The organism is Actinocrinis sp. (assembly GCF_035653575.1).
Classification (GTDB): domain Bacteria; phylum Actinomycetota; class Actinomycetes; order Streptomycetales; family Catenulisporaceae; genus Actinocrinis.
The window spans coordinates 1-19,698 of sequence record NZ_DASRBQ010000154.1; the positions used below are offsets into that span (position 1 = coordinate 1).

Sequence of the window (19,698 nt, forward strand, 5' to 3'; positions counted from 1 at the left end):
CCGCCTCGCCGCCTCGCCGCCTCGCCGCCTCGCCGCCTCGCCGCCTCGCCGCCTCGCCGCCTCGCCGCCTCGCCGCCTCGCCGCCTCGCCGCCTCGCCGCTATCGGCAGCTGGCACCGCCCTGAACCGGCATGCCTTCGCCTACAGTTCGCGGCCGCACGGTCCAATCGCCCCGGAACACCGGAGCAGTACCAGATACCGCCAAAGCTCCTGGCGCAGCTACGTCTTACGCCACCGGTGTGAACTCCACAATCGGTGCGGGCGGTACCTCTCCACCGTGCGCCGGGCAGCCCTCCTTGAACGAGCACCAGTCGCACAGCCGAGACGGATTTGGCGGCCACTCCCTGCGCTGCGCCGCCGCGCGGATCGCCGCCCACACCGCGGTGATCTTCCGCTCCACGCTGCGCAGATCCCGCTCCTCCGGGTCGTACGTCAGCACCTCGCCGCTGCCCAGGAAGATCAGCTGGAGTCGCTTGGGCACCACGCCGCGCAGCTTCCACAACACCAGGGCGTAGAACTTCATCTGAAATAGGTTCTTTGCCTCATATGCCGCAGCCGGCGCCTTGCCGGTTTTGTAGTCCACCACGCGGAGCAACCCGTTCGGAGCCACGTCGAGCCGGTCCACTATGCCGTGCAGCACCAGCCGGTCGTCACCGTCGCCGACCACGGTGCGGACGAACCACTCCCGCTCGGCCGGTTCTAGGCGGTTCGGATCCTCGAGGGTGAAATACGTTCCAACCAATGACTTCGCGGAGGCCAGCCAATCGGCCAGCTCCTCAGGGGTCGCGAAGAGCTCAGCGAGTTCCGGACTCTTCGCCAGCAGCCGGTCCCATTCCGGCTGCAACAGGGCTGCCGCCTCGTCCGGAGTGCGGCCGCCGGCCGGGAGGTCGAAAAGCCGGTCCAGCACCGCGTGCACGAGCGTCCCGCGCGCGGCCGCCGCGTTCGGCGGCTCCGGCACCTTGTCCACCACGCGCAGCCGGAACAGCAGCGGGCACTGCATGAAGTCCCCGGCCCGGGACGGCGAAATGGCCGACGGCAACCGCACCGGCATGTCAACGTCGAAGAGCGCCCCGGACTCGGTGCCGCCATATCCGGGCTCGCCGATAATCGCCGGATTTAAGTCCGACCTCGGCTCAACGAGCGTTGCCGGCGCCGCATATTCGCCGATGGCCGCCGGATTTGAGTCCGCGTTCGGCTCAACGAGCGTTGTCGGCTCGGCATTTTCGCGGGTGGCGGCCGGATTCTGAGCTGGCCTTGGCTCCCGGACCGCTGTTGGCTCTGGGTTTTGGCCGGTGACCGCCGGATTTGAATCCGGACTCGGCTCCCAGATCGCTGGCGCCTCCGGACTGACGACAGTCGGTTCAGTCACTGCCGGCGAGGGCGCGGCGACATCCAACACGACCCCGTCCACCGCTGCCGCGCCGTCCAGCGCATCGTCCGCCGCCACCGTGCCGTCCATGCCGGGAACACTAGCTCAGAGCACCGACAAACCTGGGCCTGCACCGCCCACACCGCCGTATCCACGTAGCATCGCCTATGTGAGCGACACGAATCCGAACGAGGGCGAATCCACCGGGCATCCGGAGCAGTCCCCGCCACCAGGCGGCGGACGGCCCTCCGGCGGCGGACTGGCCATGGGCCGCCCCTTCGGCATTCCGATCGTCGTCTCGCCGACCTGGTTCCTGATCGCGGCCTTCATCACCTTCTACTTCGGCGACCAGTTCAAGAACACCCGGCTCGGCGACCGCCTCGGCGAGGGCCGCTACCTGGTCGCCTTCGGCTTCGCGCTGCTGCTCTACCTCTCCGTGCTGCTGCACGAGCTGGCCCACTCGGTCGTCGCCAAGCATTTCGGCCTGCCGGTGCGGCGCATCGTCATCTACTTCCTCGGCGGGGTCTCCGAAATCGAACGCGAACCCGAGTCGCCCGGCCAGGAATTCGCCGTCGCGATCGCCGGGCCGGCGCTGTCCTTCACGCTCGCCGCCGCGTTCTGGGGCATCTGGGAGGCACTGCCCTCGACCTCGGACCAGTCCTCGACCGGGCTGCTGGTGGCCATCTACCTGGTCTTCGCCGTGTGGACCGCGAACCTGGTGGTCGGCGTGTTCAACATGCTTCCCGGGCTGCCTCTGGACGGCGGCCGGGTGCTGCGGTCGGTCGTCTGGGCGGTGACCAAGAAGTCGATGAGCGGCACCGTGGCGGCGGCGTGGAGCGGGCGCGGCCTGGCCGTGGTCGTGCTGCTCGTCTCGATCTGGCAGGGCCGCGACCAGAACGGCGCCGGCGCCGACCTCTACACGATCATGTGGGCCGCGTTCATCGCCTCGTTCATCTGGATCGGCGCGAGCCAGTCGCTCACCGTCGCCAAGCTGCGCGACCGCATCCCGCGCCTGCAGGTGCGCTCCTTGACCCGGCGGGCCATCCCGGTCACCGCCGACCTGCCCCTGGCCGAGGCACTGCGCCGCGCCGCCGCCGCGGGAGCGCGCGCCGTCGTGATCGTGGACCACGACGGCCGCCCGACCGGGATCGTGCACGAGGCCTCGGTCACCGCGACGCCGCCTGAGCGGCACCCGTGGGTGCAGGTGGGGGCGCTTTCCCGGGCGTTGCGTCCGGGGATGACGCTGACCACCGACCTGTCCGGCGAGCGCCTCCTGACCGCGTTGCGGGCCGTTCCCGCCCCGGAATACCTCGTCACCGAGCCCGGCGGCTCGATCTTCGGTGTGCTCGCCGCCGCCGACGTCGAGCACGCCTTCCTGCACGGCTGACGGATCGTCCAAACCCGGCCCGCAACCATTACGAACCGCCGTATCCGCGCCTTGACATACGCGAACCGCAGGTAGACTCGCGCCCGTGAGTGAAACCCCCAGCGCACCGCACGGAGCCGAGCACCGCCGCGGTCCTTTCAAGCCCGGCGACCTGGTCCAGCTGACCGACACGAAGGGCCGCCACCACACCTTCCTGCTGCAGCCGGGCAAGCAGTTCCACACTCACAAGGGCTCCTTCGACCACGACGCGCTCATCGGACAGCCCGAAGGCGTGGTCGTGCGCTCCAGCGGCGGCATGGACTACCTCGCGCTGCGGCCGCTGCTGTCCGACTACGTCCTGTCGATGCCGCGCGGCGCCGCCGTGGTCTATCCGAAGGATTCGGCCCAGATCGTCGCGATGGCCGACATCTACCCCGGCGCCCGCGTGCTGGAGGCGGGGGTCGGCTCCGGCGCCCTCACCTGCACCCTGTTGCGCGCGGTCGGCGACAGCGGCGCGGTCCACTCCTACGAGCGGCGCGAGGACTTCGCCAAGATCGCCGCCAAGAACGTGCGCACCTTCTTCGGCGGGGAGCACCCGGCCTGGACCCTCACCGTGGGGGACCTGGCATCGGCCATTCGACCGGATGAGGTCGACCGCGTCGTACTCGACATGCTGGCCCCGTGGGAGTGCATCGACCCCGTCGCCAAAGTGCTCACCCCGGGGGGCGTGCTGATCTGTTACGTCGCCACCACGACGCAACTTTCACGCACCGTGGAGACCCTGCGAGATCACGGCCGGTTCGCTGAACCCGCCGCCACCGAGACGCTGCTGCGTACCTGGCACGTGGAGGGCCTGGCGGTCCGTCCCGATCATCGGATGGTCGGGCACACGGGTTTCCTGGTCACCGCCCGCCGCATCGCCGACGGCATCGACCTGCCGCCGCGCCGCCGCCGCCCGGCCAAGGGCGCCGACGCCGACGACCTGTGGAGCCCGGAAACCGCCGGAGACGACCGCGAGGCGCAAGCGGCCGCGCGAGAGGCCCGCCTCGCCCGCCGCGGCGAGCTTCCCTAGGCGGCGAGCTTCCCTAGGACATCCCTCGACCTTCCCTGGAAAGTCCTACTGCGCCGATTCGCCTATTCCGCGTCCGGGCCCGCGACCATCGTGCCGTCACTCACCCGGCGCACGTGAATGCAGTCGCCGGGGCACTCCTTGGCCGAATCGATCACGTTCAGCACCAGATCCGCCGGAACGGGCACGCGCGCGCCCTGTGAGCTTTGCAACTCACCCGCGCCGTCTTTCACGTACGCGAGCCCGTCGATGTCGAGTTCGAACACGTCGGCGGCGTATTGGGCGCACAGGCCGTCGCCCGTGCACAGGTCCTGGTCGATCCAAACCTCAAGCTGTTCGCCGCTCATCCGGAACGCCAACCATCCAATCCGCGTTGTGGTCTACCAACGACCCTAACAAGTCGAACCCGGTCGGCGTCGTCCGCGTGTCCTGTACAGGCGGCCACGCCGAACTGAATAAGCATGGACACGCCAAGGACGGGGGAGTAATGATCGAGTCCCGCAAGCGATCACGCCTACCGGAGCTCCGGTGCACTGATCCGAACGGGTGCCCGCCGTGCCACATGAACGAGCACTGAAGGGGGAATCGTGTTGATGGCAGTGTTGCCGACTCAACGGGGGACGACCGAGGTGGCGACCCGGCCACGAGGAGTCCCCGGATCCGCCGGTACCCAAGCTGTGAGCGAGTCTTCAGTTTGGGCCAGGCGTACTCCAGGTAGGGTCGTAACGTCGCAACACTCCGCGAGGAGGTGAGGACCGTGCCAGCCCACGAAGACGACAAGCCGCTGCGCGCCCCCGGTTCCCGGTCTGGTCGCGGCGGACCCATGGGTTCCGATCCAGATCCGATGGCCCAGGTCGCGTACCTCGAGCAGGAGATCGCCGTACTGCGGCGACGCCTGGCCGAGGCGCCACGGGGCGGCCGCGCGCTCGAAGAACGCGTCGGCGAGCTCCAGGCCACGGTGGCCGGACTGACCGCACAGAACGAGCGGCTCGTCGCCACCCTCCGGGACGCGCGCGATCAGATCGTCGCGCTCAAGGAGGAGATCGACCGGCTCGCCCAGCCCCCCTCCGGATTCGGCGTATTCCTCGAAGCCAACGAGGACGGTACGGCCGATATCTTCACCGGCGGACGCAAGCTGCGGGTAACCGTGACGCCCAACATCGAGCTGTCCGAACTGCGCCCCGGCCAGGAGGTAATGCTCAACGAGGCGCTGAACATCGTGGCCGGCTTCGGCTACGAGCGGGTCGGCGAGATCGTCATGCTCAAGGAGCTGCTCGAGGACGGCCAGCGGGCCCTGGTCATCGGGCACACCGACGAGGAGCGCGTGGTGCGCCTCGCCGAGCCGCTGCTGGACACGGTGATCCGGGCCGGCGACGCGCTGCTGCTCGAACCGCGCTCCGGCTACGTCTACGAGCGGGTGCCGAAGTCCGAGGTCGAGGAACTGGTCCTCGAAGAGGTCCCGGACATCGACTACCACGACATCGGCGGCCTGAGCAGCCAGATCGAGCAGATCCGGGACGCCGTCGAGCTGCCCTATCTGCACGCGGACCTGTTCCGCGAGCACGAGCTGCGCCCGCCGAAGGGTGTGCTGCTCTACGGTCCTCCCGGCTGCGGTAAGACGCTCATCGCCAAGGCCGTCGCCAACTCGCTGGCCAAGAAGGTCGCCGAGATCAACGGCAAGGACAAGGGCAAGAGCTACTTCCTCAACATCAAGGGCCCCGAGCTGCTCAACAAGTACGTCGGCGAGACCGAGCGGCACATCCGCCTGGTCTTCCAGCGGGCGCGCGAGAAGGCCAGCGAGGGCACCCCGGTCATCGTGTTCTTCGACGAGATGGACTCGCTCTTCCGCACCCGCGGCTCCGGCGTGTCCTCCGACGTCGAGAACACGATCGTGCCCCAGCTGCTCTCCGAGATCGACGGTGTCGAGGGCCTGGAGAACGTCATCGTCATCGGCGCCTCCAACCGCGAGGACATGATCGACCCGGCGATCCTGCGGCCCGGCCGCCTGGACGTCAAGATCAAGATCGAGCGGCCGGACGCCGAGGCGGCGAAGGACATCTTCTCCAAGTACGTCACCACGACCCTGCCGCTGCACCCGGACGACATCAAGGAGCACGGCGGCGACGAGGCCGCCTGCGTCTCCGCGATGATCCAGAGCACCGTGGAGCGGATGTACTCGGAGACCGACGAGAACCGCTTCCTGGAAGTGACCTACGCCAACGGGGACAAGGAGGTCCTCTACTTCAAGGACTTCAACTCCGGCGCGATGATCCAGAACATCGTGGACCGGGCGAAGAAGTCGGCGATTAAGGACTTCCTGGACCACGGGCAGAAGGGCCTGCGCGTCTCCCACCTGCTCGGCGCCTGCGTCGACGAGTTCAAGGAGAACGAGGACCTGCCCAACACCACCAACCCGGACGACTGGGCCCGCATCTCCGGCAAGAAGGGCGAGCGGATCGTGTTCATCCGCACCCTCGTCTCCGGGAAGAAGGGTGCTGAGACCGGCCGTTCGATCGACACCGTCAGCAACACCGGGCAGTACCTGTGAGCACGGTGCAGGACCTGCGAGGCACAGCGCAGTGCCTGTGCGGTGCCGGGAAGGTACTTGTGAGCCCGCGGCGCCCGTACCGGTAGGCGCAACCGTGCCGCGGTGTCACATCCGTCGCCGACGTGGGATGAAGCCGTCCCACGTCGGCTCGACCCGGGGAGAACTCGTGCCCGTACTTGGTCCCGATCGTCCGCGCGTCGGCATAGGCTTGTCGTCATGAGCGTACAGCGCGTGATGGGCAGCGAGACGGAGTACGGGATCTCGGTACCGGGGCATCCGAACGCCAATGCCATGCTCACCTCCTCCCAGATCGTCAACGCCTACGCGACGGCGATGCACCGGGCCCGGCGGGCGCGCTGGGACTTCGAGGAGGAGAACCCGCTGCGCGACGCCCGGGGCTTCGACCTGGCCCGCGAGCTGGCCGACGCCAGCCAGCTGACCGACGAGGACTCCGGCCTTGCCAACGTCATCCTGACCAACGGCGCGCGCCTCTACGTCGACCACGCGCATCCCGAGTACTCCACCCCCGAGGTCACCAACCCGCGCGACGCGGTGATCTGGGACAAGGCGGGGGAGTGGATCATGGCCGAGGCCGCGCGGCACGCCGCGACCGTGCCCGGCTCCCTGCCGATCAACCTGTACAAGAACAACACGGACAACAAGGGCGCCTCCTACGGCTCCCACGAGAACTACCTGATGGCCCGCACCACCCCGTTCGCGGACATCGTGCGGCACCTTACCCCGTTCTTCGTCAGCCGCCAGGTGGTCGCCGGAGCCGGCCGGGTGGGCATCGGCCAGGACGGGCGCTCGAACGGTTTCCAGATCTCGCAGCGCGCCGACTATTTCGAGGTCGAGGTCGGCCTGGAGACCACGCTCAAGCGCCCGATCATCAACACCCGCGACGAGCCGCACGCCGACCCCGAGCGCTACCGCCGGCTGCACGTCATCATCGGCGACGCGAACCTGTCCGAAGTCTCGATGTACCTGAAGATGGGCACCACCAGCCTGGTCCTCGCGATGATCGAGGACCGGTTCATGTCCGTCGACTTCTCGGTGGACCAGCCGGTCAAGACGCTGCACGAGGTCAGCCACGACCCGAGCCTCAAGCACCTGGTGACGCTGCGCTCCGGAAGGAAGCTGACGGCGGTTCAGCTCCAGATGGAGTATTTCGAGCAGGCCCGCAAATACGTCGAGGACAAGTACGGCACCGACGTCGACGAGATCACCCGGGACGTGCTCGACCGCTGGGAATCCGTGCTGACCCGCCTGGAAACCGACCCGATGTCGCTGAACCGGGAGCTGGACTGGGTCGCCAAGCTGGAAATCCTGGAGGGCTACCGCAAGCGCGACGGGATCGACTGGGACAACGCGCGGCTGCACCTCGTCGACCTCCAATACGCGGACGTGCGTCCCGCAAAGGGCCTGTACCAGCGCCTGGCGGCACGCGGCCGCTTCGAGCGCATCACCACCGACGAGGAGATCCGCACGGCCGTGGACCAGCCGCCGGCGGACACCCGTGCCTATTTCCGCGGCCGGTGCCTGGACAAGTACGCGGACTCGGTCGCCGCGGCATCCTGGGATTCGGTCATCTTCGACCTGCCGGACCGCGAGTCGCTGCAGCGCGTGCCGACCCTCGACCCGCTGCGCGGCACGAAGCAGCACGTCGAGGCGCTGATCGACCGCTGCCGCACAGCCACCGACCTGGTGCGTGAAATCACCGGCAGCTGAGCCGGAACGCGCCCCGGCGCGCTTCACCGAGCGCCCCTGGCTTTCCGTCGGCGAAAAACGCGGCCGAGTTCGCCCACAGCGTCCGAACGTGTGAATCGAGCACGCCTGGGGAAGCTGTGATCAAAGGCCGTGGGTGGGCCCGTCGCGGAACCGAAATCGCCACCGTTTGTCGGTGCCGGGGCGTAGGGTCTGATCATGGCCTCCGGTCCCTTCGTACGGCCCGGAAGCGTCGCAACGACCTGGCACGGCAGTGTCTGATCTTCACACAGAGTTTGATCTTTTCGAGGAATGCAGGTGATCACCGTGGCGGCCAAGGACACCGGCGGGCAGGAGCGCGCCTCCAAGCAGAGCGAAGAGGTCGATGAGGAATTCGTCGACGAGACCAGCGATCTGAAGGAACGTCACGCGAAGCTGTCCGAGGATGTCGACGATGTCCTGGACGAGATCGACGAGGTGCTGGAGACCGACGCGGAGAGCTTCGTGCGCAGCTTCGTGCAGAAGGGCGGTCAGTGATCGTTCGAGCCTTGCCGGTGGCGGCAGGTGATGGCGATCACGTGAGACCGATCCGGGGCGCGGTAAGCGGGGATGCGAGGTGCCAGGGACGCGGCGTCAGCAGTGTCCGGCAGGCGCGGTGTCCAGGGGACAGAGTGTGGTCGCACGGGGGTTCGCGCGACCCGGCCCCTAACGCGTCGGCCAAGACCACGACACGGGTAAGGTACGAGGCATCCTGTGCTTCGGCTGCGATCAAGGGCCCGGACGGAAATCCGGGACGACATACGCAGTCTGATCCGCAGTCAACTACTCGATGAGAGGGAGCTCGTGGAAGGGCAAGGGGCTGGACGGTTTCCAGGGCAGTCGGCCGGGGCTGGCGGCGGCCTGATGGGCAGCGCATTCATGCAATCCGGTACATCCTCGTTCACCGAGTTCCTCGCGGCGTATAACCCCGAATATCTGCCCGGGCGCCGGATGGCTGCGCTCGGGGCGACAGGAGGCGCCGTGCCGCTGGACGTACGACACGGGACCACCATCGTGGCCCTCACCTTCCCCGGCGGCGTGCTGATGGCCGGAGACCGGCGCGCGACCGCGGGGAACATGATCGCGCAGCGCGACATCGAGAAGGTCTTCCCCGCCGACGAGTATTCGGTCGTGGGCATCGCGGGCACGGCCGGCATCGCGGTGGAGATGGTCAAGCTGTTCCAGGTCGAGCTGGAGCACTACGAGAAGATCGAGGGCGTCGAGCTTTCCCTGGACGGCAAGGCGAACCGGCTGGCGACCATGATCCGCGGGAACCTCGGCCTGGCCATGCAGGGACTCGCCGTCGTGCCGCTGTTCGCCGGCTACGACCTGGAGACCGGCGAGGGCCGGATCTTCAGCTACGACCCGGTCGGCGGCCAGTACCCGGAGCACGGCTTCTACTCGGTCGGCTCGGGCTCGGTGTTCGCTCGCGGGGCGCTCAAGAAGCTCTACCGCGGCGACCTGGACGCCACCGGGGCGTCCATGGCGGCCATCCAGGCGCTCTACGACGCGGCCGACGACGACTCGGCCACCGGCGGCCCCGACATGACCCGCCGCATCTACCCGGTGATCGCCGTGGTGACCGAGGAGGGCTACCGCAGGCTGCCCGAGGACGAAGTGTCCGAACTGGTTCACGAGGTCGTCGACGCGCGGCACCGCTCGCCCGACGGACCGCAGGCTCCGCTGCGCTAGCCGCGCGCCCACCTCCCTCTCAGACCGACAGACGACGAGGAATCATGACGACCCCGTTCTACGTGTCGCCCGAGCAGTTGATGAAGGACCGGGCCGACTACGTACGCAAGAACATCGCCCGCGGCGGCTCGGTGGCTGTGCTCAACTACGACGGCGGCATCCTTTTCGTCGCGGAGAACCGTTCCCGGGTGCTGCACAAGATCAGCGAGATCTACGACCGGGTGGGCTTCGCCGCGGCCGGCAAGTACAACGAGTTCGAGAACCTGCGCCAGGCCGGAGTGCGGCTCGCGGACACCCGCGGCTACCTCTACGACCGGCGCGACGTCTCCGCGCTCGGACTGGCCAACGCCTACGCGCAGACCCTCGGCACCATCTTCTCCGAGGCCGGCGGCAAGCCCTACGAGGTGGAGCTGATCATCGCCGAGGTCGGCGACCGGCCCGAACAGGACCAGATCTACCGGCTCACCTACGACGGCTCGGTGGCCGACGCGCACGGCTTCGTGGTCATCGGCGGCGCGGCCGACGAGGTCAGCCGGGTGCTCGAGGGCAGCTACACCGAGGGAGCTCACCTCGGCGCGGCCCTGCGCACGGCCGTCGCGGCGCTCGGGCGCGACGGCACCGAGACCCGCGAGCTGTCCCCGACCCAACTGGAGGTCGCGGTCCTGGACCGGGGCCGCAAGCGCGACCGTAAGTTCCGCCGCCTGGTCGGCGCGCACTTGGCCCGGCTGCTGGCCGACGAGCCGGGCGCGGACGAGGCGGCCGTGTCGGAGAACGGGAACGGCGACGCGGAAGGCGACGGCGCGCCCGCGAGCAGTTCGGCGGCCGGCGGCAGCGGCACCGCAGCCTCCGGCGGCGCCGCCGAGCAGGGCGACATCCTGGACGACATCGACGACGTGCTTGAGGACGGAGACGGCGAGGACGAGGCGCGCGACTGAGCCTGCCGAGCCGGCCGGGGCGAACCCCGGTCGGCGGCACGGCGGGTTGGCGGCGCGCGGCAATGGATAGGTATTTGTAAGAGTCCACATATCCCCTAGGACAGTTGAGGCGGTGGGGAACCGATGGACCGTCGGATCTTCGGACTAGAGAACGAATACGGCGTCACCTGCACCTTCCGAGGGCAGCGGCGGTTGTCTCCGGACGAGGTGGCCCGGTACCTGTTCCGCCGCGTGGTGTCCTGGGGGCGCTCCTCCAACGTCTTCCTGCGCAACGGCGCCCGGCTGTACCTGGACGTCGGCTCGCACCCCGAGTACGCGACCCCCGAGTGCGACTCGATCGAGGAACTCGTCGTTCACGACAAGGCGGGCGAGCGGATCCTGGAGGGCCTGCTCGTCGACGCCGAACGCCGGCTGCACGAAGAGGGCATCGCCGGGGACGTGTACCTGTTCAAGAACAACACCGACTCGGCCGGGAACTCCTACGGCTGCCACGAGAACTACCTGGTGACCCGGCATGGGGAGTTCTCCCGGCTGGCCGACGTGCTGATCCCGTTCCTGGTGACCCGTCAGCTGATCTGCGGCGCCGGAAAGGTGCTGCCGACCCCGCGCGGCGCGGTCTACTGCGTCAGCCAGCGGGCCGAGCACATCTGGGAGGGCGTCAGCTCCGCCACAACGCGCTCGCGCCCGATCATCAACACCCGGGACGAGCCGCACGCCGACGCCGAGCGCTACCGGCGGCTGCACGTCATCGTGGGCGACTCGAACATGAGCGAGACCACGATGATGCTCAAGGTCGGGGCCACCGACCTGGTGCTGCGCATGGTCGAGGCCGGCCTGGTGATGCGCGATCTGACCCTGGAGAACCCGATCCGGGCGATCCGCGAGGTCAGCCACGACCTGACCGGCCAGCGCCGGATCCGGCTGGCCAACGGCCGGGAGGTCTCCGCGCTGGAGATCCAGCGCGAGTACCTGAGCAAGGCCTCGGACTTCGCCGACCGGCGCGACCTGCGCACGAACTCGGTGGCGCGGGTGCTGGACCTGTGGGAGCGCACGCTCGACGCGATCGAGGACGGCGACCTGTCCAAGATCGAGCGCGAGATCGACTGGGTGATCAAGTACCGGCTGATCCAGCGCTACCAGGAGAAGTACGACCTGCCCATCTCGCATCCGCGGGTGGCGCAGCTGGACCTGGCCTACCACGACATCAGCCGCCGCCGCGGCCTGTACTACCTGCTGGAGCGGCGCGGCATGGTCGACCGCACGGCGCGGGACCTGGACATCTTCGCGGCAAAGTCGGTGCCGCCGCAGAACACCCGGGCCAAGCTGCGCGGCGAGTTCATCAAGCGGGCACAGGAGCAGCGCCGGGACTTCACCGTCGACTGGGTGCACCTGAAGCTGAACGACCAGGCCCAGCGCACCGTCCTGTGCAAGGACCCGTTCCGCTCCGTGGACGAACGTGTGGAGAAACTCATCGCTTCCATGTAGCGGCCTTGTAGGGTTGGCCCGTGTTGCATGAAAGACGGATGATCAGTCAGCGGGCCCGCTCCGGCGCGCGCCGCGGCCCGGCGCCCCTCACCAGGGCCGCGCTGCCGGTCCTCTCGCTCGCCTTGGCGGGCGCGCTCGCGGCGGGCTGCAGCTCGAACTCGAGCTCGAACCAGACCTCCGGCGGTGGCGCGTTACCGCAGGTCAGCGGGGCGGTGGGGCAGAAAGCCGTGATCACCCTGCCGAGCGGCGCCGCGGCGCCCACCAAGCTGGAGACCAAGACCCTGGTCGCGGGCAGCGGCGCCACCCTCGCCAGCGGGCAGCTCGCGGCGGTCAACTACACCGTCATGAACTGGACCGGGGCCAAGGAACTCGGCAACACCTACTCGACCGACGGCGGAAAGACGCCGAACCAGCCGCAGGTGGTCACGCTCGGCTCCAGCAGCCTGCTGCCCGCCTGGAACACCGCGCTCACCGGCGCCCGCATCGGCAGCCGCATCGAGGTGGTCGCGCCGCCCGCCGACGCGTTCGGCAGCCAGGGCAACGCGCAGGCCGGGGTCGGCCCCACCGACGACCTGGTATTCGTGCTCGACGTCGTCGGCGGCTACCCGGCGACCGCCGACATCCCCGGCAAGCAGACCGCACAAGCGGGCGCTGCGCTGCCCAAGGTGACCGGCGACCCCGGATCCGGCAATCCGCAGGTGACCATCCCGTCCGGCACCAAGCCGCCGACGTCGCTGGTCGCGGACACGCTCATCCACGGCAGCGGCGAGGCCGTGCAAAGCGGCCGCACGCTGGTCATGCAGTACACCGGCGTGGACTGGAACACCGGAAAGAACTTCGACTCCTCGTTCACCCGCAAGCAGGCGTTCAGCACCGTGATCGGCGCCGGCAAGGTGATTCAGGGCTGGGATCAAGGCCTGATCGGCAAGCACGTCGGGGACCGGGTGCTGCTGGTGATTCCGCCGGCACTGGGCTATGGCCCGTCCGGCGGCCAGTCTTCCGCGGGAATCGGCGCCAACGACACTCTCGTCTTCGTCGTCGACATCGTCGACGCGCTGTAGCCGACGCACGAACTCGACCCCGACCACAGCTCTCGAAGCTCAGCCACGACTCTCGAGCTGCAACCACCACTCTCGAAGCTGATCCACGGCTTCGGGCGATACGACTTAGCTGGCTGCCGGGTAGGGGGCACGGGCTGCGGAGCTTGCGTAGCCGCCCGTGCGACCCCTAGCTGGCTGCGATGCCAGCTCCCATGCAACCTCTAGCCGGCTGCAGTGCCAGCTCCCTACCAGCGTGGAGTTTCAGCTAACTCCGAGCAGGTCCACCACGAAGATCAGCGTCTCGCCCGGCTTGATGACCGGCGGGGCGCCGCGGTCGCCGTAAGCGAGGTGCGCCGGGATGGTCAGCTGCCGGCGGCCGCCGACCTTCATCCCGGCCACGCCGCGGTCCCAGCCCGCGATGACCCGGCCCTTGCCGAGCGGGAACTGGAACGGGGCGTTGCGGTTCCAGGAGGCGTCGAACTCCTCACCGGTCGAGTGCGAGACCCCGACGTAGTGCACCGTGACGTTGTGGCCCGAGGCCGCCTCCGCGCCGTCGCCCTCCCACAGGTCCTTGATCTCCAGGTCGGCGGGCGGCGGGCCCTCCGGGAAGTCGATCTCCGGCTTCTGCAGTGCCATCTCGGCTCCGTTCCTCTTGGTCGATCATTTCGTCCGCTCCTACCCTGCCACAGCCGGGCCTGCGCCGGGCGTGGACGGTAGCGACGCCAGGGCTTGCGAGGGCGGCGTCCCGCGACCGGATCAGCGGTCCAGCAGGCTTGCCGCCAAGCGCCCTGCCGCGGCTGCGGCGAGGAAGTTCGCCCGATCGGAGTCCGGTCCGCGACCCATGGTGGACAGGGCGACCGGGCTGGTCGCCAATGCGTCATCCAGACCAGCGCAATCGATCTCGCGCACGGTGTGACGCGGCGTCAGTTCCTTAACCTGCTCGCGCACCGCGTCCCAGAAAGCCCCAGCCTCGGCCGGCACGGCCACCTCCGCGGAGGAGAGGGCCACCCGCCCGTACGAGGTCAGGCTGTGGTGGCTCAGGCCGCGGTGCCGCTCCCTCGCGTCCGCTTCTGAGACTCGCAGCACGCCGACCGGCCGACCGCCGAGCACGCCCGCCGCATTCACCGCCTCGCCGCAGGCCACCCCCGAGAAGCCCCAGCGGGTGCCGGTGCCGAGGTTGCCGGGGCCTTGGGTGACGATCGCGACCTCGGCTTGCAGAATCAGACGCGCAGCGAGCAGACCGGTGTGCACGGTGACGGTTTCCAGATCCCCGCCAAGAGCCTGCCCCACCGTGACCGAACCGATCAGCCAGCCGGCATCGCGTAGCCCTGCGACGGTACGCGAGAACCACAGCGGCAACGCGCCCCCGTCGCTCATCACATAAGCGATGCGCGTCCCGGGACGGTCCGCCAGGATCGCAGCACACACCGCCGGTAGCGCCGAATGGAGGTCCGCGGCGACGACCGGCATGCCGTCCAGGGAGTCGGCGTCCCGCAGAAGCTCGTGGTACGGGGAATCCTGTTCGTCCGCTCCTAACACAATGGCTTGCAGCGGCGTGTATCGAGCCTTGACCAGATGCCCGGGACCGGGCGGCGCGTCCGGGGGCAGCCGATCGGGCAGGGCGACGACCATCGCGTAGCCGCCTGTCCCCAGGCCCATCGTCTGCGCCGTCGTGTTGAGCAGCACCCGGTCGCCAACCGCCGGCTCACCAGTCAGCAGCGGATAGGCCAGCGCCTTGACGGGCTTGCCCTCCACATCGGCGGTCAGCTCCCGCGCTCCGCGCCAAGCACGGCCAAGGGCGGTAACGCGCCCCGCTCGCCAACTGATCACGGCGGCTAAGCCTATTGGGTATTGTGCGTCCCTTGGTGCGAAAGGCTGTGCCGACGCAGTAGCGTCGGAGGCGCACCGTTGGCAACGGGGTGCAGCGACGACGAGGAGGGAGTCGGCGTATGCCAGCGAGCAAGACCGAGCGGCTGGTCAACCTGGTGATCTGCCTGCTCGCGTCGCGGACCTTCGTCACGAAGGAGCGGTTGCGCGCGACTTTGGAGCCGTACCGCAACTGTCCGACGGATGAGGCGTTCGAGCGAATGTTCGAGCGTGACAAGGAGGAGTTGCGGGAGCTCGGCATCCCCCTTGAAGTGGGCACAGTCAGCGCCCTGTTCGAGGACGAGGTCGGCTATCGGATCGCCCCGGGGGAGTACGCGCTGCCGGAGCTGCACCTGGAGCCGGACGAGGCCGCGGCGATCGGGGTGGCCGCGCGGTTCTGGCAGCAGGCGACGCTGGCGCAGGCCGCGTCCTCCGCGCTGCTCAAGCTCAAGGCGGCCGGGCTGGACGTCGGGGAGGCCGCGCCGGCGGGGATCGAGCCGCGGGTTCGAGTCGAGGCCCCGGCCTTCGAGCCACTGCTCGAAGCCGTGTACGACCGTCAGGTGGTGCGATTCTCCTACCGCCGCTCGGACGGGGAAGTGCGCGTGCGCGAGGTCGAGCCGTGGACCATCGACTCCTGGCGCGGCCGCTGGTACCTGGCCGGATTCGACCTCGGGCGCGACGCCGCGAGGGTGTTCCGGCTCGACCGGATCACCACCCCGGTGCTGCTGACCGGCCGCGCACCGGAACACAAGGTGCCCGACCGGCTCGACGTGCGCGCGCAGGTGGACGCCTTCGCCGAGGGCAGCAGCGCGGACCTCGGCCCGGCGACGCTTCGGGTACGCGTGGGCACCTGCTTTCCGCTGCGCCGCGGCGCCTCCTCGATCGTCGAGGGCGACGACGGCTGGGACACGATCGTGATCACCGCGTACGCCGACACCGCCGGCTGGCTCGCCGAGTACGGTCCGGACGTGGTGGTGCTCGATCCGCCCTCGCTGCGAGAGGGAGTGATCGCCAACCTCCGCGCCATCGCGGCGCCGGTCTCGGCCCCGGTAGGCGCGCAGGCGCAGGCGCAGGGCCCGATGCTCGCGGTCGACGGCGTAGGCGGCGGCAAGCGGCACAAGCGGCTGGAGGTGGCGTCGTGAGCACCGCGGTCTCACAGGTCGAGCGACTGCTGAACCTCGTGCCCTACCTGCTCAGCCACCCCGGCACGACGGTCGATCAGGTCGCGGAGGAATTCCGGATCACCACCAAGCAGGTCGCCAAGGACCTCAACGTGCTGTGGTTCTGCGGACTGCCCGGGGGCTTCGCCGACGACCTGATGGAGGCGCACGTCGAGGAGGGCGGCGCGATCCACCTGGAGAACGCCGCGAAGCCGATCGTCAGGCCGCTGCGCCTCTCCACCCGCGAGGCGGTCGCGTTGCTGGTCGCGCTGCGGGCGCTGGCGCAGGTGCCGGGGATCGCCGACCGGGACGCGCTGGACCGCGCGGTGGCGAAGCTGGAGAGCGCGACCGGCGAGGCCGCGCGGGTCGCCGAGCGGCTGTCGGTGGCCTTCGAGGCGCGCGACGTGGTCTTCGAGGCGGCGCAGCGGGCCCTGGCCGAGAAGCGGCTGGTGCATCTTCGCTACTACGTGCCCTCGCGCGACGAGGTGACCGAGCGGGACGTGGACCCGATGCGGGTCGCGCTGCTGGCCGGGCGGGCCTACCTGGAGGGCTGGTGCCGCGCCTCCCAGGCGGTGCGGGTCTTCCGGCTCGACCGCGTCGTCGGGATCGAAGTCCTCGACCTGCCGGCCGAGCCGCCCGCGGACGCCAAGGGCCTGGACCTGACCGAGGAGGCGCCCGCCTCCGCGCTGCGCGTGAGCGAGGACGCGCCGCTGGTGACGCTGGAGCTGGCACCGGAAGCCCGCTGGGTGCCCGAGTACTACCCCTGCGAGAGCGTCGAGGAGGACCCGGAGCGCGACGGCTGGCTACGCGTGACCCTGCGCGCCCCGGACCAGGACCGGATCAGGAGGCTGGTGCTGCGGCTCGGCGGTGCGGCCCGGGTGCTGGCCCCGGAGCAGTTCGCCGACAAGGTCCGCGACACCGCCGCCGCGGCGCTGGCAGCATACGGAGCGGACGCCGTGTCGTGACTCCGGGCTCGGACGGCGCGAAGGCAGTACGCGTACGTTGTGAGGTCTGCGGGCCGCGTGTTGTCACCCTCTCTTCGGTGCGCTTGCTGGGACGGACTGGGCGCTGGGAGTACTCATTCACGTGCCCGGATTGCGGCGCACAGGTACGCCGGTCCGCAGACGACGCGCTGCGTGACGCACTGCGCGATGCGGGGGCAGCGGAGCTGAGCGTGTACCGCAACGACAATGCGGATCGCGCGCCGGACCTATAGAGCCTGAGATGTCTAGAGGCCTGAGACGTCGCTACGCGAGACGTCGCTACGAGTGCGACCGACACCGAGTAGGGTCGTCTCCGTGATGGTCTGGGTCATTGTCGGGGTGAGTCTCGCCGTGGCGGCGCTTGCCGCGATCGGCTTCTTCGCGTTCGGCGTCTTCCGCGCCGCCAAGGACGTCTCCAAGGAGCTGGCCCGCGCCAGTCGGCTGCTGGCGGACGCCGCCGAGCCGGTCAAAACGGGTCTGGCGCAGGTAGCGCTCGGCAACGGCTCGCGCTCCCGGCCCGCCTCCTCCGAAGCGGAAAAGTAACCGCACACCGGTAACACAGCGTCGACTTGCGATAGCGCGGCGACCGCAGAAGCGGCCATTGACCGGTGAACCGGGCGGAGCGTCTACCGCGTTGAATGTTGATCGGGAGCCGACCGTTGACAAGGTCCGCGACCGGCTGAAACGTTAAGGCGGCATGGCGATTCGGTCCGCCCTGCCTGGGGACCTGCCGTTGAAAGGGCGCGTCACGATGTTGCTTCGTGCTGAAGGGCTGTTCCTCCTCATCGCGATCGGCCTGATCCTTTTCGGGTGGAAGCGGTTGCCGGGCGCGATGCGCGATCTCGGCAAGACCCGCCGTATCCTCAAATCCGAGGCACAGGCGTTGCGCGACGACGTCCCGCCGCCGCAGAAGCGCACTATCGTGGCGGATCCGGCGGAGGTGGTCGACCGCACCCCTGGAAGCCCGCGGCAATGACAGGCAGCACCATCACGACGACGAGAACGGGTGGCACCGGACGTGGCTGGTAAGGCCGGACGCTCGGCGGATGACGCGGCGCGGATGCCGCTCATGGAGCACATCCGTGAACTGCGCTCGCGGTTGATCAAGTCGGCACTCGCGATCATCGTCGCGGGGATCATCGGCTTCATCTACTACCGCCACATCGTCAACGTGCTTGAGACCCCGATCTGCAACATCAAGTCGATCCACGGCGTCGGGCAGCCCAGCAAGGACTGCAAGAACGGCGTGCTCGTCCTGATCGGCGTGAGCACCCCGCTCACCCTGGCGTTCAAGATCGCGATGTTCTCCGGCATCGTGCTCGCCGCGCCGGTGTGGATGTACCAGCTGTGGGCCTTCCTCGCCCCAGGGCTGTACAAGAAGGAGAAGAAGTACAGCCTGACCTTCATCGGGGCGGCCATCCCGCTGTTCGCCGCGGGAGCCACGCTCTGCTACATCTTCTTCCCGACCATCCTGCGGGTCCTGATGGGCTTCGTGCCCTCGGGCGTCGCGGCACAGCTGCCGTTGGACACGACGCTGGTGTTCTTCCTGCGGATGATGGTGGTCTTCGGGGCCTCCTTCGTGCTGCCGCTGATCCTGGTGCTGTTCAACTTCATCGGGATCCTGAGCGGCGACCGGATGCGCAAGCACTGGCGCGTAGTGGTGCTGGCGATCTTCGTGTTCGCGGCGATCGCGGTGCCCACCGGCGACCCGATCGGCATGAGCGTGCTGGCCATCCCGATCTGCCTGCTGTACTTCGGCGCCATCGGCATCGCGCTGGCCAACGACAAGCGCCGCGCCGCGCGCCAGGCCGCCGATCCGATCCACCAGCTCTCCCCGGACGAAGCCTCCCCGCTCGACTTGACGCCCGCGCCGATCGAGCGGGCCGACAGCCTCGAAGACATCTCGTGACCGTGGTCCGCGGGTGAGCGGGCCGCTGCGGCCGGCGCTCGTCGTCAACCCCACCTCCGGTAAGGGGAAGGGGCGTGCGTACGGCGAGCGTGCCCAAGCTGCCCTCGAAGCCGCAGGACACGACGTTCGCCTGGTCATCGAGCAGAGCGCCGAACAGTCCGCCAAGAAGGCTCGTGCGCTCCTGGACGGCGACGCCGACAGCGTCGTGGTAGTCGGCGGCGACGGCATGGTCAGCCTCGGCCTGCAGTTGGTTGCCGGGACTGGCGTCCCGCTCGGTGTCATCCCGGCCGGCACAGGCAACGACGTGGCGCGGTACCTCGGCCTGCCGCTGCGTGACCCGGAAGCCGCCGTGCAGATCGTGTCCGCAGGGCATACCGATGATTTCGACCTCGGCCGGATCAGCGGTCCTGGGTCCCTTACCGCGCGCTGGTTCGGCACAGTACTGGCTTGCGGCCTCGACTCGAAGGTCAACGAGCGCGCCAACCGGATGCGGCGACCGCGCGGTCCGTCGCGGTACACCCTCGCCTTGCTCGC

Annotated in this window: 19 protein-coding genes and 1 pseudogene; 16 read left to right on the top strand and 4 right to left on the bottom strand. The window is 69.1% G+C overall.

Annotated elements, in window-relative coordinates:
- Positions 1–225 precede the first annotated feature (225 nt).
- Positions 226–1,050, bottom strand: a complete 825-nt coding sequence (locus tag VFA06_RS20615; RefSeq protein WP_349260268.1) for a PD-(D/E)XK nuclease family protein — start codon at positions 1,048–1,050, stop codon at positions 226–228.
- Positions 1,051–1,537: 487 nt separating this feature from the next.
- On the opposite strand from VFA06_RS20615, the gene VFA06_RS20620 reads away from it, so the two are divergent.
- Together VFA06_RS20620 and VFA06_RS20625 are read left to right on the top strand one after the other, a co-directional pair.
- Positions 1,538–2,755, top strand: a complete 1,218-nt coding sequence (locus tag VFA06_RS20620) for a site-2 protease family protein (protein ID WP_324842292.1) — start codon at positions 1,538–1,540, stop codon at positions 2,753–2,755.
- Between the two features lie 85 nt (positions 2,756–2,840).
- Positions 2,841–3,806 carry a tRNA (adenine-N1)-methyltransferase gene (locus tag VFA06_RS20625; RefSeq protein WP_324842293.1) on the top strand — a complete coding sequence of 322 codons (966 nt, stop codon included), beginning with the start codon at positions 2,841–2,843 and terminating at the stop codon, positions 3,804–3,806.
- Positions 3,807–3,868: 62 nt separating this feature from the next.
- Here VFA06_RS20625 and VFA06_RS20630 read toward each other — a convergent pair whose 3' ends face one another.
- Positions 3,869–4,150: a ferredoxin gene (locus tag VFA06_RS20630; protein ID WP_324842294.1), complete on the bottom strand. Its 282-nt coding sequence runs from the start codon at positions 4,148–4,150 to the stop codon at positions 3,869–3,871.
- Between the two features lie 410 nt (positions 4,151–4,560).
- Between VFA06_RS20630 and arc the strand changes: the two genes are divergently transcribed.
- The 8 genes and pseudogenes from arc (at position 4,561) to VFA06_RS20665 (ending at position 13,267) form a co-directional block, all read left to right on the top strand.
- Positions 4,561–6,351 carry a proteasome ATPase gene (gene arc, locus VFA06_RS20635; protein ID WP_324842295.1) on the top strand — a complete coding sequence of 597 codons (1,791 nt, stop codon included), beginning with the start codon at positions 4,561–4,563 and terminating at the stop codon, positions 6,349–6,351.
- A gap of 216 nt (positions 6,352–6,567) precedes the next feature.
- Positions 6,568–8,079 carry a depupylase/deamidase Dop gene (gene dop / locus VFA06_RS20640; protein ID WP_324842296.1) on the top strand — a complete coding sequence of 504 codons (1,512 nt, stop codon included), beginning with the start codon at positions 6,568–6,570 and terminating at the stop codon, positions 8,077–8,079.
- 303 nt (positions 8,080–8,382) lie between these two features.
- Positions 8,383–8,592 (top strand): ubiquitin-like protein Pup, encoded by a 210-nt coding sequence (locus tag VFA06_RS20645; RefSeq protein WP_324842309.1) that lies wholly within the window; start codon positions 8,383–8,385, stop codon positions 8,590–8,592.
- A gap of 187 nt (positions 8,593–8,779) precedes the next feature.
- A pseudogene (locus tag VFA06_RS26145) lies at positions 8,780–8,866 on the top strand (hypothetical protein); the annotation flags it as partial.
- 107 nt (positions 8,867–8,973) lie between these two features.
- Entirely contained in the window at positions 8,974–9,786 is an 813-nt protein-coding gene (prcB, locus tag VFA06_RS20650) for a proteasome subunit beta (RefSeq protein WP_324842297.1), read from the top strand.
- Between the two features lie 44 nt (positions 9,787–9,830).
- Complete coding sequence (prcA, locus tag VFA06_RS20655) at positions 9,831–10,721, top strand: proteasome subunit alpha (protein ID WP_324842298.1); 891 nt, start codon at positions 9,831–9,833, stop codon at positions 10,719–10,721.
- Positions 10,722–10,844: 123 nt separating this feature from the next.
- Positions 10,845–12,206 (top strand): Pup--protein ligase, encoded by a 1,362-nt coding sequence (pafA, locus tag VFA06_RS20660; RefSeq protein ID WP_324842299.1) that lies wholly within the window; start codon positions 10,845–10,847, stop codon positions 12,204–12,206.
- A gap of 20 nt (positions 12,207–12,226) precedes the next feature.
- The gene (locus VFA06_RS20665; RefSeq protein WP_324842300.1) at positions 12,227–13,267 is read left to right on the top strand and encodes an FKBP-type peptidyl-prolyl cis-trans isomerase; all 1,041 of its coding nucleotides are present in this window, start codon (positions 12,227–12,229) and stop codon (positions 13,265–13,267) included.
- 240 nt (positions 13,268–13,507) lie between these two features.
- On the opposite strand, the gene VFA06_RS20670 is transcribed toward VFA06_RS20665, so the two are convergent.
- Both VFA06_RS20670 and VFA06_RS20675 read right to left on the bottom strand, forming a co-directional pair.
- Positions 13,508–13,882 (bottom strand): FKBP-type peptidyl-prolyl cis-trans isomerase, encoded by a 375-nt coding sequence (locus VFA06_RS20670; protein ID WP_324842301.1) that lies wholly within the window; start codon positions 13,880–13,882, stop codon positions 13,508–13,510.
- Between the two features lie 120 nt (positions 13,883–14,002).
- Complete coding sequence (locus tag VFA06_RS20675) at positions 14,003–15,076, bottom strand: DUF3866 family protein (protein WP_324842302.1); 1,074 nt, start codon at positions 15,074–15,076, stop codon at positions 14,003–14,005.
- 119 nt (positions 15,077–15,195) lie between these two features.
- Between VFA06_RS20675 and VFA06_RS20680 the strand changes: the two genes are divergently transcribed.
- The 6 genes from VFA06_RS20680 to VFA06_RS20705 form a co-directional block, all read left to right on the top strand.
- Positions 15,196–16,254, top strand: coding sequence for a helix-turn-helix transcriptional regulator (locus VFA06_RS20680; RefSeq protein ID WP_324842303.1), 1,059 nt, complete (start codon positions 15,196–15,198; stop codon positions 16,252–16,254).
- Complete coding sequence (locus tag VFA06_RS20685) at positions 16,251–17,237, top strand: helix-turn-helix transcriptional regulator (protein WP_324842304.1); 987 nt, start codon at positions 16,251–16,253, stop codon at positions 17,235–17,237. Before VFA06_RS20680 ends, VFA06_RS20685 begins: the two co-directional genes overlap by 4 nt.
- A 333-nt stretch (positions 17,238–17,570) precedes the next feature.
- Positions 17,571–17,798 carry a hypothetical protein gene (locus VFA06_RS20690; RefSeq protein ID WP_324842305.1) on the top strand — a complete coding sequence of 76 codons (228 nt, stop codon included), beginning with the start codon at positions 17,571–17,573 and terminating at the stop codon, positions 17,796–17,798.
- Between the two features lie 154 nt (positions 17,799–17,952).
- Entirely contained in the window at positions 17,953–18,231 is a 279-nt protein-coding gene (locus VFA06_RS20695; RefSeq protein ID WP_324842306.1) for a twin-arginine translocase TatA/TatE family subunit, read from the top strand.
- 42 nt (positions 18,232–18,273) lie between these two features.
- Entirely contained in the window at positions 18,274–19,164 is an 891-nt protein-coding gene (gene tatC, locus VFA06_RS20700) for a twin-arginine translocase subunit TatC (protein ID WP_324842307.1), read from the top strand.
- Positions 19,165–19,177: 13 nt separating this feature from the next.
- Positions 19,178–19,698, top strand: a 521-nt coding sequence (locus VFA06_RS20705; protein WP_324842308.1) for a diacylglycerol kinase family protein, incomplete at its 3' end; no start/stop codon positions are given.

Coding starts and splice junctions, on each gene's coding strand:
- prcA (WP_324842298.1), top strand. CDS start 9,831: ATGACGACCCCGTTCTACGTGTCGCCCGAGCAGTTGATGAAGGACCGG.
- pafA (WP_324842299.1), top strand. CDS start 10,845: ATGGACCGTCGGATCTTCGGACTAGAGAACGAATACGGCGTCACCTGC.
- prcB (WP_324842297.1), top strand. CDS start 8,974: ATGCAATCCGGTACATCCTCGTTCACCGAGTTCCTCGCGGCGTATAAC.
- dop (WP_324842296.1), top strand. CDS start 6,568: ATGAGCGTACAGCGCGTGATGGGCAGCGAGACGGAGTACGGGATCTCG.
- VFA06_RS20670 (WP_324842301.1), bottom strand. CDS start 13,882: ATGGCACTGCAGAAGCCGGAGATCGACTTCCCGGAGGGCCCGCCGCCC.
- VFA06_RS20680 (WP_324842303.1), top strand. CDS start 15,196: ATGCCAGCGAGCAAGACCGAGCGGCTGGTCAACCTGGTGATCTGCCTG.
- VFA06_RS20615 (WP_349260268.1), bottom strand. CDS start 1,050: ATGCCGGTGCGGTTGCCGTCGGCCATTTCGCCGTCCCGGGCCGGGGAC.
- VFA06_RS20695 (WP_324842306.1), top strand. CDS start 17,953: ATGGCGATTCGGTCCGCCCTGCCTGGGGACCTGCCGTTGAAAGGGCGC.
- VFA06_RS20630 (WP_324842294.1), bottom strand. CDS start 4,150: ATGAGCGGCGAACAGCTTGAGGTTTGGATCGACCAGGACCTGTGCACG.